We start from the raw sequence: 15565 nt of genomic DNA on the forward strand, positions 1-15565 counted from the left end.
CTACCGTGGTCCGCGTGAACCCGGTCGCGCGTCTCCGCAGCTCCAGTCGCACGCCGTTCCTGCAGGTCGTGAAGACCGCGGTGGCGGTCGTGGCGGCCGTGCTCCTCTGTCGACTCGTCATCCAGGGGCCGTTCCCGACCTTCGCCGCCATCGCCGCCCTGCTCGTCGTGCAGCCGAGCATCAACCAGTCGTTCGTGAAGGGGTTGGAGCGGAGCGCCGGGGTCGTGCTCGGTGTCGTGCTCGCCACCGGCTTCCACCTGCTGCTCGGTGACGGCGTCTGGGTCGTGCTGCTCGTCATCGTGCTCGCGATCCTCATCGCCTGGGCGCTCCGGCTCACCCCCACCTCGGCGACCCAGGTCGGCATCAGCGGGATGCTCGTGCTCACTGCCGGGGTCGTGACGCCGAACTACTCGGCGGACCGCATCCTCGAGACCGTGATCGGTGCGGTCGTCGCCCTGGTCGTGAACGCGCTGATCATCCCGCCGGTCCTGCTCGAGCCCGCGCACCTGGCCGTCGCCCGGCTGGCCCGGGACACCGCCGTGGCGTTCGAGCGCGTGGCGATCGGACTGACCGAAGGGTGGGACCACGACCGGTGGCACGAGGCACTCGTGCGGGCGCGGGCGCTCCGGCAGCAGCACGCGAAGACCGAGGCCTCGTTGAACGCCGCCCGCGAGTCCCTCACGATGAACCCCCGCGGCGGTCGGCACCGCGCGATCCTCGACCGCGACGTCGCCATCACCGAGCACCTGCGGGTCCTCGTCACGCGGGTCACCGGCATGACGCGGGCGATCCAGGACAACACGGCTCCAGACCTGCGCGCCGACCCGGTCGTCGGGGGCATCGCCACCGAGGTCGCCCGGATCGGTGCGGACGTGCGGGCGCTCAGCGCTCGGGTGGAGGCGACGCGGCTCGACCCGGCGGGAGCAGACGCCGACGACGACGACAGCTTCGCGGCTGGGGCGTCGTCGGGCTCGGGTGTCGGGGACGGCTCCGCGCTCACGGCGCCGATGGCGGTCATCCGGCCGAACTCGCGGCACTGGGTGCTCATCGGGGCGCTGCTCGAGGACATCCGGCGTGTGCGCGAGGAGCTGCTCGGCGAGGACGACTGAGACGTCCGCCTGCTCAGCAGGTCGCGCGCGCCGCTTCCGCTGCCGTCCGCACGACGTCGTCCCAGATCACCGCGGTCGGGAAGGCCGGGTCGGACCCTGGCACCCCGACGCCGGCGAACCGGCTGATCTCGGCGACGGCAGCCTCGGTCCCGACCTCACGAGCGGCCAGGCTCGCCACGTCCGGCACGGCCGTCCGGAGTTCGGCGACCACGCGGTCGCGTCGCCCGTCGTCCATCTGCGCGAGCGCGCCGATGCCCTTCCACGCGGCGTCCAGCTCAGCGCGCAGACGCACGATGGCAGGGTGATCGGTCGAGTCGTTCATGGTGCCCCCAGGTGCAACGGACAACCCTTCGGGTAAGCGCTGTCCGCTGCCGGAGCCTACCAATGACGCAAGAAGTCCTCATGTCCCTAGAACGTGGGACAGACCGTTCTGCCCCTGTCCTGTGACGAGATTCAGCGAGTTCGGCACGGGCAGCGCCCCTCGCGAGGGGTTCGATGCCACGATGGGGTCGAGGAGGTCGAACATGCGGCTGTTGGTGGTCGAGGACGACGACGAGATGCGTGCCCTGATGGAGCGCGGTCTCGCTGCCGAGGGGTACCGCGTGACGGCGGTCGAGAACGGTGTCGAGGCGCTCATCGCCCTCGGCGAGCAGGCGTTCGACCTCGCCGTCGTGGACGTGATGATGCCCGGCATGTCCGGGTTCGAGCTCGCCCGGCGCATCCGCGAGCGTGAGGACCCGGTGCGGATCCTGCTCGTCACCGCGCGCGACGCCGTCGACGACCGGGTCTTCGGACTCGACGCCGGTGCCGACGACTACCTCACCAAGCCCTTCGCGTTCGCCGAGCTCACCGCCCGCCTGCGTGCCCTCGGCCGTCGCGAGTCCGCCGGCGCCCCGCGCACCATCGAGGTCGGTGACGTCTCGATCGACTCCGAGGCACGTCGCATCTCGATCAAGGGCCAGCGTGTCGCCGTGAGCCCGACCGAGTTCGCCCTGCTCCGCCTGCTCGCCCGATCCGCCGGCACCGTCGTCGACCGCCCGAAGATCCTCGAAGAGGTCTGGGACGGCTCGCAGCACGTCGACCCGAACGTCGTCGAGCAGTACATCTCGTACCTCCGGAAGAAGCTCACCGCCCACGAGGCCACCGTCGCGATCGCCACCGTCCGTGGCCGCGGGTACCGCCTGGATCTGCTCGGGGCGTGAACGGGGCCTCCGGCGTCCCCGGTCCGGACCGCGGACGGCGCGGGCTGATCCGGCCACTGCGGCTGCTGTCGCTGCGGGCGCGGATCACGATCGGTTCGACGGCGATCGCCGCGATCGTCATCGTCCTGCTCGTCCTGGTGATGCGGTTCCAGGTGGTCAGCGTCGTCGCGAGCGCCACCCGCACCCTGCTCGACGCCGACGCCGACCCGTACGTCGCGACGCTCGAGGTCGACAGCGACCCCGACCTGTCGCCACCCGGCAACGCGCAGCTCGTCGCGGTGGTCTCCCCCGCCGGCGACATCGTGCTCTCCACCATGCCGACCCGGGTCGAGCACGCCCTCGGCAGCCTGACCACGACCGATGCCGGCACCTCGGTGATCCGGGTGTCCGGCTCCGAGTACCGTGTCGTCGTCGAGCACCCGGTCAACCAGGCCGGCCGGTGGACGGTGGTGGCCGCCCGCAACTCGCAGGCCGAGGCCATCGTCGTCGACGACCTGACCTCCACCCTGTCGCTGACCGGGGTCGCCATCCTCATCGCCTTCGGCATCGCGTCCTGGGCACTGGCGACCGCGGCCCTCCGCCCCGTGAACCGGATGCGCCGCGAGGCCGAACGGCTCTCCGTCGCCCCGGAACGCGCCGAGTTGCCCGTCGGCCCCGCCCAGGACGAACTGGCGTCCCTCGCCACGACCCTGAACGCGTTCCTCGCCCGGACCCGGCAGGCCACCGAGCGCGAACGCCAGATGGTCTCGGACGCCAGCCACGAACTCCGGACCCCCCTCGCGATCCTGACCACGCAGCTCGACCTGGCGTCGCTCGACGGCGACGACGCCGCAGCGCTGGCCGCCCACATCGAGCGCGCGAAGCACAGCGTCGCGCGGTTGTCGCGGCTGGCGAACGACCTGCTCGCGTTGTCCCGGATCGAGGAGTCGGAGCGCCGCGAACAGGACGGTGACCGGCAGCCCGAGACCGGCTGGTCCGACCTCGGCGACGAGGTGATGGCCGCCGTCGACCGCGTCCGGCTGATCGCATCGGCGAAGGACATCACCGTCGACTTCGACCTCGAGGCGCCCGTCGCCGTGGGGGGCTCCGGTCCGGGCATCGGCGGCGGCACCGTCGAACCGCGGTACCGGATCGACACCGGTGGCATGGCCCAGCTCGTGACGAACATCGCCGGCAACGCCGTGGCTGCGCTCCCCCGCGGTGGCGGCATCTTCGTTTCATGGCGCAGCACCGGCGGCGAGGGCGTGCTGCAGGTCACCGACGACGGACCCGGTGTGCCGGAGTCGTTCATCCCGGTGGCGTTCGACCGGTTCACCCGCCCCGACGAGGCCCGGAAGTCGCGGCCGAACCCCGACCCGGCGACCGGTGCGATCGCCCTGCCCGGAGGCTCCGGCCTGGGGCTCGCGATCGTCCGCGCCGTCGCGGAGCGGGCCGGTGGCACGGCGTCGCTCCGGAACGTGCGGTCCGGTGGGCTCGAGGTCACCGTGCGGCTGCCGGAGGTCGGGTAGCCACGACCGGCACGGCACTCCCGGCACCGGCACCGGCACTGGCCACCGGCACGGCACTGGCCGGGCGCCGGCACGCCCGGGCCACGCCCAGCGCCGTCGTCGCTCACTGGAAGTCCCGCGACCGCGTCCGCACGGACAGCGACAGGTGCTCGATGCGGTCGGCCACCAGGTTCACCACGCCGTCCGGTGACCGCTCGAGGATCCCGCGGATGACCACCGCCGGCGCCTCACGTGCGACCCGTCGGTAGCGCCCCCACACCCCGACGCTGCAGATCACGTTGACCAGCCCGGTCTCGTCCTCGACGTTCATGAACGTGATCCCCGACGCCGTCGCCGGGCGCTGCCGGTGCGTGACGATCCCACCGACCTCGACCCGTCGACCGGTCTCGGCCGTCGCGGTGTCCTGCACGCTCAGCACACCGCGGGCGACCAACCCGTCTCGCACGTGCCGCACCGGGTGGTCGTCGGTCGTCATCCCCGTCGACCACATGTCGGCGATCAGGACGTCACCGCTCGTCATCTGTCCGAACAACGGCGGCTGCACGACGACCTGGGTGTCCGGCAGCTGGTCCGGGCGCTCCGCGGCGGCCTGGGCGGCGGACCACATGCCGCCGCGGCGGTCGACCCCCATCGAGGCGAACGCGTCGGAGGCGGCGAGCGCCTCGAGCTGCGCGGTCGTCAGGCCGACCCGACGGGCCAGGTCGGACATGTCGGTGAAGGGTCCGTTGGCATCGCGCTCGGCGACGATCTTCTCGGCGCTCTTCCGGCTGAGCGAGGAGACCTCGGCGAGTCCGAGCCGCACCGCGAACCCGCCGTCACGGCGGTGCTCGGCGGTGTCGTCGGGTGTCTGACGGTCGAACGGCAGCACCGGCGGCTGCTCGGTCTCGAGGCAGGAGTCCTGCCCGCGGCCCTGCCCCGCCGCGTCGTCCGGCAGTGGCTCCAGTGTCGCGTCGACCCCGGACCGCAGGATGTCCGGCCGGAGCACCTGCACCCCGTGCCGTCGGGCGTCGGCCACCAGGGTCTGCGGCGAGTAGAAGCCCATCGGCTGGGCGCGGAGCAGTGCCGCCAGGAACGCCCCGGGGTAGTGCAGCCGCATCCACGCGCTGGCGTAGACGATGAGCGCGAAGCTGATCGAGTGGCTCTCCGCGAAGCCGAAGTTCGCGAACGCCTGGATCTTGGCGTAGATCGCGTCGGCGTCCTCGCCGTGGATGTCGTTCGCCGCCATCCCCTCGTAGAGCTTGGTGCGCAGCCGGTCGATCTTCTCGAGTCCGCGCTTCGACCCCATCGCCCGTCGGAGCAGGTCGGCGTCGTCCCCGCTGCAGCCGCCGACCGCGATGGCCATCTGCATGAGCTGTTCCTGGAACAGCGGCACCCCGAGCGTCCGTTCGAGCACCGGTTCGAGCGACGGGTGGATGTAGGTGATCGGTTCCTCTCCGGTGCGTCGCCGGATGTACGGGTGCACGGCGCCGCCCTGGATCGGCCCGGGGCGCACCAGCGCGACCTCGATCACCAGGTCGTAGAAGCGCCGCGGCAGCAGCCGGGGCAGCGTGCCCATCTGCGCGCGGGACTCGACCTGGAACACCCCGATCGTGTCCGCGCGGCAGAGCTGGTCGTACACGCCCTGTTCTTCCTTCGGGATGGAGTGCATGTCCCACCGTTCGCCGCAGTGCTCGTCAGCGAGGTCGAACGAGTACTGCAGCGCCGCGAGCATCCCGAGGCCGAGCATGTCGAACTTCACGAGCCCCATGTAGGCGCAGTCGTCCTTGTCCCACTGCAGCACGGTGCGGCCGTCCATCCGGGCGTGCTCGATCGGCACGACCTCGCCCACCGGACGGTCGGTGAGCACCATCCCGCCGGAGTGGATGCCGAGGTGCCGGGGGAACCCGAGCACCTGCTGCGCCATGTCCACCACGCCGTCGGGGATGTCGTGGTCCTCGCTCTCGGTGACCGAGCCCCACCGTTCGACCTGCTTCGACCAGGCGTCCTGCTGACCGGGGCTGTGCCCGAGCGCCTTCGCCATGTCGCGCACCGCGCCCTTCGGCCGGTAGGTGATGACGTTCGCCACCTGTGCGGCGTTGAACCGTCCGTACCGCTCGTAGACGTACTGGATCACTTCTTCGCGGCGGTCCGAGTCGAAGTCGACGTCGATGTCGGGCTCCTCGTCGCGCATCGCCGACAGGAACCGTTCGAACGGCAACCCGTACCGGATCGAGTCCACCGCGGTGATCTCGAGCAGGTAGCAGACCGCGGAGTTCGCCGCCGACCCGCGCCCCTGGCAGAGGATGCCGCGGTCGCGGGCGAACTGCACCATGTCGCGGACGATGAGGAAGTAGCCGGGGAAGTCCTTGTCCTGGATCACCGACAGCTCGCGCTCGATCCGTTCGCGCTTGTGCGGGTCGACGCCGTCGGCGCTGCCCGGGTAGAACCGGCGGGCCCCGCGCCAGGTGAGCTCGCGCAGCCAGGACATCGTGGTGTGCCCCTCGGGGACCTCGATGTCGGGCAGACCGGGCTTGACGGTCTTCAGCCGGAACCCGAGCTCGTCGGCCATGGTCACGCTGTGCTCGACCGCTCCGGGGTACCGCGCGAACCGACGGGCCATCTCGGCCCCGGAGCGCAGGTGCGCCGTGGGTGCCGCGGGCAGCCAGCCGTCGATCTCGTCGAGGCTCCGGCGTGCCCGGACGGCTGCGAGCGCCGTCGCCACCGGGAACCGGTCGGGGGTGGCGTAGTGCACGTTCCCCGTCGCGACCACGGGCAGCGCGTGCCGCTCGGCCAGGGCGGCGAGCACGTCGTTCCGCACGGTGTCGGTGGGGTCGCCGTGGTCGGTGAGCTCGACGACCACCCCGGCGGTGCCGAACCGGTCGAGGAGGGCTCGCAGGGCAGCGTCCGCGGCGGACTCCCCGCCGTGCTCGAGCGCCTGCCGGACCGTGCCCTTGCGGCAGCCGGTCAGCACCCGCCAGTGCCCGTCGGCGCGCGCGGCGAGGTCGTCGAGGTCGTACTGCGGACGGCCCTTCTCGGCCCCGGCGGCGAGGTGGGCGCTCGTCACCGCCCCGGCGAGCCGGTGGTAGCCGTCCTGGCCGTCGGCGAGCAGCAGCAGGTGGGTGCCCTCGGGGTCGGGGACGCCGTTCTGCGGTTCGGTGAGCCCGAGGGACAGTTCGGTGCCGTACACGGTCGTCACGTCGGGGTACGCCTCGGCCACCTCGGCCATCCGCGCGGCGCCGTAGAACCCGTCGTGGTCGGTCAGCGCCAGGCCGTGCAGGTGCAGCCGTGCGGCTTCCTCGAGGAGGTGCTCGGGCTGGCTGGCGCCGTCGAGGAAGCTGAAGGTCGAGTGCGCGTGCAGCTCGGCGTACGGCACGACGGGCGCACGGTCGTCGTCGACCACCGGGGTCGTCGGTTCGTACGGCGAGCGCTTCCGGGACCACGCCGGGCTGTCGCCGCCGTCGCCCTCGTGCGTGCTCCCGGGGCTCCGCTTGTCGGACAGGGCGCGCTCGAACTGCGACCACGGGATGGGTGGGTTGCTGTAGCCCATCAGGTCTCCTCGTCACGGGTCACGTCGTCACGGGTCACGTCGGCACGGGTCACGTCGCCACCGCCTCGGCCCACCACCGGTGGTCGGCGAGCACCAGGTACCAGGCGCGACCGTCGGCGTCGACGAGCTGCAGCCGGTGCAGCCGTCGGCCGCCCGACTCCCACCACCGCACGACGAGCGGCCAGGGTCCCGCCCACGCGGTGACGGCGGCGAACCGGCCGCCGCGGTCGCCGTCGGCGCGGAACCGCTCGGGTTCACCGACCAGGGTGCCGCGGTCGTCCACGTCGACCGTCCCGCCGTCGGCGGACACGACGTCCACCGGGCGCGGACGCTCGAGCACGGTCCCCGGCGGCGGCCCGGGCAGCCGGCCGGGCCACGGGCGGTCGCGGACGGTCGCCAGGGCACGCTCGCCACCGGCCGGGGCGTCGCCCCACGGCACGAGCACGATCCGCTCGGCCAGGGTGCGTCCGCCACCGATGCGCGGCGTGACGACACCGTCGTGCCCGACGAGCCCCTGCACCCGGGCGAGACCGTGGTGCACGCGTTCGTCCGGGCCCGAACCCCACAGCCCGCGTTCGTGGTTGGCCATGTCGTCGACCGCGACCGGTTCGAGCACGACCGAGACCACGGGTGCCTCGAGCCCCGTCGGGTCGACGCCGCCGGCGAGCTGCCACCGCACGCGGTCGACGACGTCGGCTGCGTCGAACCAGCGCGGGTGTGCCCAGGTGCGTTCGAGCAGGATGTCCCGCTCGTCGACGATGCCGACGCGGATGGTCGTCGCGACGAGTCCGGCGGCACGGAGCCGTGCGGCGAAGTCGTCGGCGGACCGCCGGAACGCGAACGCGATCTGGTCGGCACGGTCGAGCGGGGGTTCGAACGCCGCCTCGACCCGGAGCTCGGGTGGGACGTCACGCGCCGAGACCTCGCGCGGGTCACGGCCGCCGGCGAGTCGGTGCAGGAACGCCCCGGGCACGCCGAACCGGTCGCGCACCTGTTCGTCGCTGAGCGCCGCGAACCCGCCGAGCGTGGTGACGCCGAGCCGGCCGAGCAGCATCGCGAGGTCGGAGTCGCCGAGCACCCCGAGCGGCAGCCCGGACAGGAACGCCCCGGAGCCGTCGACCGGCACGATCCGGACGCGCTCCCCCGGCCGCTGTGGTCGTGCACGTGCCGCCTGTTCGGCCGCGAACGGGGTGTCGGCCACGCCGGCACGGACACCCGGCGCACCGTGGTCGGCGGCGATCCCGGCGAGGGTGGCCGCCGCCGCACGCTCGCCGCCGTAGTACCGGGCTGGCCCGCGGGAGCGCAGCGCGACGGTGCCGGGCCGCAGGACCTCGACCCCCGGCACGGCGGACTCGATCGCACGGATGACGGGTTCGAACGCCCGGTGGTCGAGAGCGTCGTCGTAGGGCTGCACGACCAGGTCGGGGCAGCGCGCCTGGGCCTCGCGCACCCGGATGCCACGCACCACACCCTGCTGTCGTGCGCTCTCGGAGCTGGCGTAGACCTGCCCCTTCGCCACCAGGGCGAACGGGTGCTCGGGCGGGGAGCCGGCGGCACGGGCCGCGGCGATGACCGGCCAGTCCGGGCACCACAGCACGATCGTCCGGGTGGGTGGGGGTTCCGGCAGGGCACCGCCGCGGGCGACCGCGTCGGCCCGGATCGTCCCGGCGTCGGGCACCCCGGCTCCGGCGCTCCCCCGGCTCGTGGCCACGGCAGGCCCCGCGACACGACCCCGTGCCCGACCGCGCGGACTCACGACGCCACCGCCACGGGCCGCAGGACGGCGGGTGCCGCCCCGGAACCGGTCGTCCCGGCACCCGACGCCGCCGCCGGTGCCACGGCCCGCACGGAGCCGTCAGCCGCCGGCAGGAGCAGTTCGGCGGTGACCGGACGCACCGCTCCGGCACGCCCCGACGCCGTCACGGTTGCCCGACGCTCGGTCAGGTACCCGTGGCCACGGCCGATGCCGCTCCACTCGGAAGCGGTCACCCGCAGCGACACGTCGGCCCCGGGCCAGGCGCCGAGGGCGACGAGGGCCCCGCCGCGCTGGCGCAACCGTGCGGAGAGCCGGGAGACGTCGCCGGGGGTCACCCGGCCGAGCGGGCGGGTGAGGACGATCTGGGCGACGTCGGCGAGCGCGGCCGTCACGGTGAGCCACTGGTCGCCCGGGTCCGGCACGAGCACGAGCCGTTCGAGGTCGATGCCGGCGGCCGCCGCGGCTTCGACCCCGAAGGACGGCACCCCGACGACGGCACACCAGGCCCCGGCAGCCGAGGCCGCCTGCAGCATGGTGATCGCGAGCAGCACGGACTCCTGCACCGCGTACGCGCCGCCGACCCGGATCGATCCGCCGGGCAGCAGGGGCGCCAGGGCGTCGGCCGTCGGCAACCCGACCGTGTCGACGCGGGTGGACTCCATCTCGGTCACCCGCGACCGGAGCGCGGTGATCCGTTCGAGTGCGGCCTGGGCGTCCCCCAGGTGGTCGACACGACGCACTGGTCGCGTGGACCGGGGTGCCGTGGCCGTCTGCATGCCCTCATATTCGAACATGTGTTCGATGATGTCAATCGGGACCGACATCCTGTGGACAGTTGCCTCGAACACCCGTTCGATCAGGTCACCAGTGTGCCACCGCCCCCACAGCGCCGAGGACCGACCTGGTCTTCGTCTCGACCTCGTCCGCTTCGTCCGCCGCGACCGAGGACCACGTCACCGCGCCGCCCGCACCGAGCGTCCGGCGCACCACCGGCGGGCCGGACGCGCCGGACGAGCCGGACGAGCCGGATGGGTCGACCACCGTCACCAGTGTGCGGATCGCCACCGACAAGTCCACCGCCCCGCTGGCGGAGAAGTACCCGATCGCGCCCGAGTAGACCCCACGAGGAGCGTCCTCGAGCCGGTCGGCGATCGCCATCGCGCTGATCTTCGGCGCACCGGTCATCGACCCCGGCGGGAAGGCCGCCCGCACCACGTCCGCCCGCGAGGTCCCCTCCGGCAGCACCGCACCGATCGTGGAGACCATCTGGTGCACGCTCGCGTAGGTCTCGACGTCGCACAACCGGTCGACGTGCACCGACCCCGGCAGCGCCGTCCGCAGCAGGTCGTTCCGCAGCAGGTCGACGATCATCACGTTCTCGGCACGGTCCTTCGCGCTCGCCGCGAGCGCGGCACGCACCACCTGGTCGGCCACCGGGTCCCCGACCCGTCGCCGCGTGCCCTTGATCGGCTCCGCGAGCACGCCGCCGTCGGCGTCGACCCGGAGGAACCGCTCCGGCGACCGGCTCGCGACGCGCAGCGGGCCGAGTCGCAGGTACGCACCGAACGGGACGGGGTCCGCCGCGCGCATCCGCACGTAGTCGGCCAGGTGCGGGTCGTCCAGGTGCGGGTCCCCACCGGAGCCGACCCGCGCCTCCCGGCCACCGCCAGGCACGGAGAAGGCGGTCGTGAGGCACACCTGGAACGCGTTGCCCTCGCGGATCTCGGCGCGGCACGCGTCGACCGCGTGTTCGTACGCGGCGCGCGACACGCGCCCGGTCGCTGCTGCAACCCCGGCCGGGAGGCCCGTGGCCGCGTCCCCGACGCAGCCGGGCGTCACGGGGGCGGTCACCGATTCGAGCCACGCCCGGTTCGCCGCGTCGGCCGCCGGTTCCGCGTCGTCGAGCAGGGCCAGTGCCCACGCACCTCCGGCGTGGTCGACGACCACCGCGCGGTCGACGAACCGCAGGTCGGCGTCCGCGTGGCCCTCCGCGGTGCGGTCCGGTCCGCCTGATTCCCGTCCGAGTTCGTAGCCGAGGAACCCGACCCACCCGAGCGCGAAGCCGCACCCGGCGACCGGCTCCGGCAGCCGAGGGGTCCGCGCGAGCAGGTCCGCCAGCACCGTGAAGGCCGGTCGGTCGTCCGACCAGGACCGCCCGAACCAGCGTTCGGCCGGCGCGGCGACCTGGAGGTGTGCACGCCGGTCCTGGTGCCGGAACCGGGTCGCGAACGGGCCGTCGGTCCACGCCAGCACCGACCAGCGGGCCCGCGGTCGTGCCGTGGCCGGTGCGCCGTCCGGCAGCGCGGAGTCGAACCACACCAGGTCACCGTCGACCGCGACCGCCAGGGCCGCGAGGTCGGGCACCGGATCGAGCCGGCGGACCTCGGTACGGGCGCCGGCTGGCTGCCCGGTCAGATCGCGGAGATCGTCCATGCGGCGACGTGGGACGCACCGGGGGCGAGCACCACGAGGCCACGGTCGACCCCGTCGTTGAACGCGTCCGGGGCGCAGGTCATCGGCTCGACCGCGAGCCCGGCACGGTGGTACTCGGGGACCACGTGGTCGGCGGTGTGCACCTGGACCCACGCGCACTCGGTGCCGAACGCGGCGCGGACACCGTGTCCGTCCGCGGCCGTGAGCTCGATCGTCGCGATCCCGTCGGCGTCGCGGTCGAAGCCCGTGAAGGCGTGGTCGATGAACCGGTCGCCGATGACCGTCGGGGTCCGCAGGTCGAACTCGTCGTGCACGGGCACCAGGTCGGTCGGGATCAACCGGTCCGGCGTGACCTCGAGCACCTCGGCCGCCGGCAGCGTGAGCGTCCAGTCGTCGACCGTGCCCGCGCCCGCCACGAGGTACGGGTGCGGACCGGTCCCCCACGGCGCGTCCTCGGCACCGGTGTTCGTGCCGGTCACGCTCTGGTGCAGCCCGTCGGCGTCGAGGCGGTACTCCACGGTCACCGTGACGCGGTACGGGTAGCCCGCCTGCGCCTGGACGGTCGTGCTGAGCACCACCCGGTCGTCCGCCTGCTCCTCGACCCGGAAGTCCGTCCACGCGACGAGCCCGTGCAGGGCGTGCTGCCGGGTCGGCTCCGTGAGCGCGAGCTCGTGGTCGGTGCCACCGAAGGAGTAGTGCCCGTCGACGACACGGTTCGGCCAGGGCGCGAGGACGGCCCCACGGAAGGCCGGACGGACCTCGTCCGCGTCGAACGGCACGACCAGGTCACGGCCCTCGTACCGGAGCGTCCGCAGGGTCGCACCCACCGAGGCGATGTCGGCCGTGTAGCCGGCGGAGGCGATCGTCAGCGGGGACCCGGACAGCGGCGCATCGTTGCTCATGCGCTCAGCGTATCGGGGCGACGGGCGCCTTCGCACCGACGAGAAAACCCCCGCCGTTCCGCGGAACGACGGGGGTTCTTGGTGGATCTGAGGGGACTCGAACCCCTGACCCCCTGCATGCCATGCAGGTGCGCTACCAGCTGCGCCACAGACCCAGATGCCTTGCTTCGGTACCAGCCGGTTCCCCGGAGGCACCATGAAAGCGTACACCATGCGAACGCCGGGTGACGAAATCGAAGCCGTCACCCGGGCGAGTCGCACGCTAGGCGGTGTGGTCCACCGGGAGCTCGAGCGGGATGGTCGGGCAGTCGGCCCAGAGTCGCTCGAGCGAGTAGTACTGACGGTCCTCGTCGTGGAACACGTGCACGACGATGTCACCGAAGTCGATGAGGACCCAACGGCCCTCGCTCCGGCCTTCGCGGCGGAGGGTCTTGGCGCCGAGCTCGAGGAGGCGTTCCTCGACGGCGTCGGCGATGGACTGCACGTTGCGCTCGTTCCGACCGGTTGCGAGCAGGAACACGTCCGTGAGCTGCAACGGCCCGGTCACATCGAGCGCGACGAGGTCCTCGGCCTGCTTGGCGTCCGCCGCGAGAGCGGCGGCCTGCACGAGTTCCAGTGCGCGAGTGGAGGCGGTCACGGATTCCTTCCGGTCGTCGAGCCGGCCGAGAGCCGGATCGTTTGATGGGTCACGATCATAAGCCACCCCGCCGACGCACGGCCAGGCCGCGGCCGACGGGGCGTCGGGATCGGTCGTTCGGGACGACGGCGTCAGCCGCCGAACGTGTGGGTGGTCACGAGCGCGACGATGATCACGGCTGCTGCCGCGACACCGACCGCGCCGACCGTGACGCCGAGGATGAGCGGCGTGCGCGATTCCTTCGGCTTGGCGGCGGCGAGCACGACCTGACGGGTCGAGGTGTGGCTCGACACCGCACGGCTGGCACGCACCGGGCTGGCGTCGGTGTCCGGCTGCTCGTCGTGCTGCTCGAGCAGGCGGTCGACCTCGGCGCCGTCGATCGGCCGGTGCGACCCGGTCGACGACAACGACGCCGGCAGGTCGATCGAGCCGGTGAGGATGACCTCACCGGTCGCGTTGAGCGCACCGGTCGGGTCGGCGAGGGCCGAGTTCGGCAGGATGATCGCGTTCGTGTTCGTCACGGCGACACGGCGCGTGCCGGTCTCGGCGTCGTGGACCTCGGAGTCGTTCGAGTCGTGGGCCTGCTGGGACCAGTGCCCCACCGGCGGCTCGAAGGCCGTCGTCAGGGGCTTCGGCTCGGAGGGCCGCTGGAAGGCTGCTGGGACCTTCGGGGCGTCCGTCGCGGGCTCGGGGATCGGGACCTCGTTGGTGTCGTCGTCCTCGGCGTCGAGCGAGAGCGGGAACACCCCGGGCGTCGAGGCGGCACTGGCCGGGATGACCGGTGCCGGCTGCGGCGCCGCGGCGGCGTCCGGCGCGGATCCGGGTCGCTCGGCTGCGGCCCGGGAAGCGGTGGTGCCGGCGACGCCGGAGTCAGCCGGACCAGCGGCTGCGGGCGCGGTCGGGTCCGCGGCGTCGGCCTGGTCCGTGGTGGCGGTCGGGTCCGCGGCGGAGGCCGGGTCCGTAGCGGCGTCGGCCTGGTCCGCGACGGCGTCCTCGGACTCTGCGTCGTCCTCGAACTCCGCGTCGCTCTCGGACGGCGGCGACCAGGTCGAGCGGTGGCGGCGGGGCTCCTCGGCGTGCGCCGCAGCCTCGTCCAGGGGCTCGAGCGCGTCGGGCGAGCCGTCCGCCTCGGTCGCCTGGGCGACGGCGGCCTGGTCGAGCACGGCGTCGCGCTCGGACTCGTGCGCGACCGGTGCGCTCGTCGGCTCGGGGGCGCTGCGCGAGGGGACGACGGGGTCGATCGTGTCGACCGAGCCGAGCACGTCCTCCACGGTGCGGTCCGAGGACTGCGGCGTCGGGTTCTGCAGCGGCACCGGTAGCCCGGTCTGGCGCTCGGCGGCACGCAGCTCGCGGATCTGCCGACGGGTCAGGCCACCGCTGCCGGGGACGATCTCGGTCGCCGACGCAGGCGGGAACGGCGGCACACCGGCCGCGGACTCAGGAGCCGACGGCACGGACGGCCGGGCCGCCGAGGCGGGGACGGACGACTGCGCGGCACCGGCCGGCGCGGGGGCGACGTGCGACCCCGGACGACGGCGCGACTCCGCGGACTCGACGGGGGCAGCGACGGTGGGCGGCGGCGTGGCGGGCTGCGAACCGGCCGCGGCGGCACGCTCCCGCTCGCGCGCCTGGCGCCGCGACAGGGGCGGCTGCGCGTCGGACGAACTCATGCAACGCTCCGATACAGATGGTGCTTGGAGATGTACTGGACGACACCGTCGGGGACCAAGTACCAGACGGGCGATCCGCGTCTCACCCGGTCACGGCAATCAGTCGAGGAGATGGCCAGTGCGGGGACTTCGAGCAAGCTTACGTCGCGTTCGGGCAGTCCGGTGATGCTGAGCGCGTGTCCCGGACGTGTCACGGCGACGAAGTGCGCGAGGTCCCAGAGCCCATCATGGTCTTTCCAGTCGACAATCTGCTGAACGGCGTCTGCGCCCGAGATGAAGACGAGCTGCGCGTCCGGGCGCTGTTCGTGCAGGTCGCGGAGCGTGTCGACCGTGTACGTCGGGCCCGGCCGGTCGATGTCGACCCGGCTCACCGTGAACATCGGGTTCGACGCGGTCGCGATGACGGTCATCAGGTACCGGTGTTCGGCGTCGGTGACGCCGGACTTCATGTACGGCTGACCGGTGGGGACGAACACCACCTCGTCCAGATCGAACGCGCGCGCGACCTCGGATGCCGCGACGAGGTGACCGTGGTGGATGGGATCGAACGTGCCGCCCATCACCCCGATGCGCGGTCGTCCGGTGCTCTCGAGCATCGAGTGCGGGTCAGATCTTGGTGTGACCGAACTCGTCGACACCCGTCTCGTTGTGGCGGGTGGCCTCGAACTTCTGGGAGTGGCGGTACGCCACGTCACGGAAGCTCCAGGTGACGAAGCCCAGGAAGATGAAGAACAGCGCACCGACGAGGGGGAACACGAACGCCGGGGCCCCGGACGCGTGCTCAGCAGCTTCTGCGAGGAAGGTCATCGTTCGGTGCTCCGT

The 15565-nt window shown here is 73.0% G+C and carries 13 protein-coding genes and 1 tRNA gene; 3 read left to right on the forward strand and 11 right to left on the reverse strand.

Annotated features, from left to right (window positions below; all coding sequences use genetic code 11):
• The first annotated feature begins 14 nt into the window (after positions 1–14).
• On the forward strand, positions 15–1109 hold the full coding sequence (locus EDF19_RS01200; RefSeq protein WP_260216826.1) for an aromatic acid exporter family protein: 1095 nt from the start codon (positions 15–17) through the stop codon (positions 1107–1109).
• A gap of 13 nt (positions 1110–1122) precedes the next feature.
• Here the strand turns inward: EDF19_RS01200 and EDF19_RS01205 are convergent, their stop codons facing one another.
• A complete protein-coding gene (locus EDF19_RS01205) occupies positions 1123–1401 on the reverse strand; it encodes a hypothetical protein (protein WP_148071002.1) in 279 nt (92 codons plus the stop codon).
• A 232-nt stretch (positions 1402–1633) separates the two neighbouring features.
• Between EDF19_RS01205 and EDF19_RS01210 the strand changes: the two genes are divergently transcribed.
• On the forward strand, positions 1634–2311 hold the full coding sequence (locus EDF19_RS01210; protein ID WP_123679144.1) for a response regulator transcription factor: 678 nt from the start codon (positions 1634–1636) through the stop codon (positions 2309–2311).
• A complete protein-coding gene (locus EDF19_RS01215; RefSeq protein ID WP_123679145.1) occupies positions 2308–3819 on the forward strand; it encodes a cell wall metabolism sensor histidine kinase WalK in 1512 nt (503 codons plus the stop codon). Before EDF19_RS01210 ends, EDF19_RS01215 begins: the two co-directional genes overlap by 4 nt.
• A gap of 103 nt (positions 3820–3922) precedes the next feature.
• On the opposite strand, the gene EDF19_RS01220 is transcribed toward EDF19_RS01215, so the two are convergent.
• The 10 genes from EDF19_RS01220 to EDF19_RS01265 all read right to left on the reverse strand — a co-directional run bounded on the left by EDF19_RS01220 (position 3923) and on the right by EDF19_RS01265 (position 15550).
• Positions 3923–7345 (reverse strand): error-prone DNA polymerase, encoded by a 3423-nt coding sequence (locus tag EDF19_RS01220; RefSeq protein WP_123679146.1) that lies wholly within the window; start codon positions 7343–7345, stop codon positions 3923–3925.
• Between the two features lie 49 nt (positions 7346–7394).
• On the reverse strand, positions 7395–9056 hold the full coding sequence (locus EDF19_RS01225; RefSeq protein WP_260216828.1) for a DNA polymerase Y family protein: 1662 nt from the start codon (positions 9054–9056) through the stop codon (positions 7395–7397).
• Positions 9057–9097: 41 nt separating this feature from the next.
• Complete coding sequence (locus EDF19_RS01230) at positions 9098–9895, reverse strand: hypothetical protein (protein WP_185022618.1); 798 nt, start codon at positions 9893–9895, stop codon at positions 9098–9100.
• A 67-nt stretch (positions 9896–9962) separates the two neighbouring features.
• A complete protein-coding gene (locus EDF19_RS01235; protein ID WP_123679148.1) occupies positions 9963–11534 on the reverse strand; it encodes an anthranilate synthase component I family protein in 1572 nt (523 codons plus the stop codon).
• Positions 11513–12436, reverse strand: coding sequence for an aldose 1-epimerase family protein (locus EDF19_RS01240; RefSeq protein WP_123679149.1), 924 nt, complete (start codon positions 12434–12436; stop codon positions 11513–11515). Before EDF19_RS01240 ends, EDF19_RS01235 begins: the two co-directional genes overlap by 22 nt.
• A 79-nt stretch (positions 12437–12515) precedes the next feature.
• Positions 12516–12591: transfer RNA gene (locus EDF19_RS01245), tRNA-Ala, on the reverse strand.
• 107 nt (positions 12592–12698) lie between these two features.
• Positions 12699–13073, reverse strand: a complete 375-nt coding sequence (gene rsfS, locus EDF19_RS01250; RefSeq protein ID WP_123679150.1) for a ribosome silencing factor — start codon at positions 13071–13073, stop codon at positions 12699–12701.
• A 131-nt stretch (positions 13074–13204) separates the two neighbouring features.
• Complete coding sequence (locus EDF19_RS01255) at positions 13205–14743, reverse strand: hypothetical protein (protein WP_123679151.1); 1539 nt, start codon at positions 14741–14743, stop codon at positions 13205–13207.
• The gene (gene nadD / locus EDF19_RS01260) at positions 14740–15339 is read right to left on the reverse strand and encodes a nicotinate-nucleotide adenylyltransferase (protein WP_123679152.1); all 600 of its coding nucleotides are present in this window, start codon (positions 15337–15339) and stop codon (positions 14740–14742) included. The genes EDF19_RS01255 and nadD overlap by 4 nt, the downstream gene beginning before the upstream one ends.
• 10 nt (positions 15340–15349) lie before the next feature.
• A complete protein-coding gene (locus tag EDF19_RS01265) occupies positions 15350–15550 on the reverse strand; it encodes a hypothetical protein (RefSeq protein ID WP_123679153.1) in 201 nt (66 codons plus the stop codon).
• Positions 15551–15565 lie beyond the last annotated feature (15 nt).

Source organism: Curtobacterium sp. PhB115 (assembly GCF_003752025.1).
Taxonomy (GTDB): domain Bacteria; phylum Actinomycetota; class Actinomycetes; order Actinomycetales; family Microbacteriaceae; genus Curtobacterium.

Coding starts and splice junctions, on each gene's coding strand:
- nadD (WP_123679152.1), bottom strand. CDS start 15,339: ATGCTCGAGAGCACCGGACGACCGCGCATCGGGGTGATGGGCGGCACG.
- EDF19_RS01230 (WP_185022618.1), bottom strand. CDS start 9,895: ATGTTCGAATATGAGGGCATGCAGACGGCCACGGCACCCCGGTCCACG.
- EDF19_RS01255 (WP_123679151.1), bottom strand. CDS start 14,743: ATGAGTTCGTCCGACGCGCAGCCGCCCCTGTCGCGGCGCCAGGCGCGC.
- EDF19_RS01210 (WP_123679144.1), top strand. CDS start 1,634: ATGCGGCTGTTGGTGGTCGAGGACGACGACGAGATGCGTGCCCTGATG.
- EDF19_RS01265 (WP_123679153.1), bottom strand. CDS start 15,550: ATGACCTTCCTCGCAGAAGCTGCTGAGCACGCGTCCGGGGCCCCGGCG.
- EDF19_RS01220 (WP_123679146.1), bottom strand. CDS start 7,345: ATGGGCTACAGCAACCCACCCATCCCGTGGTCGCAGTTCGAGCGCGCC.
- EDF19_RS01240 (WP_123679149.1), bottom strand. CDS start 12,436: ATGAGCAACGATGCGCCGCTGTCCGGGTCCCCGCTGACGATCGCCTCC.
- EDF19_RS01235 (WP_123679148.1), bottom strand. CDS start 11,534: ATGGACGATCTCCGCGATCTGACCGGGCAGCCAGCCGGCGCCCGTACC.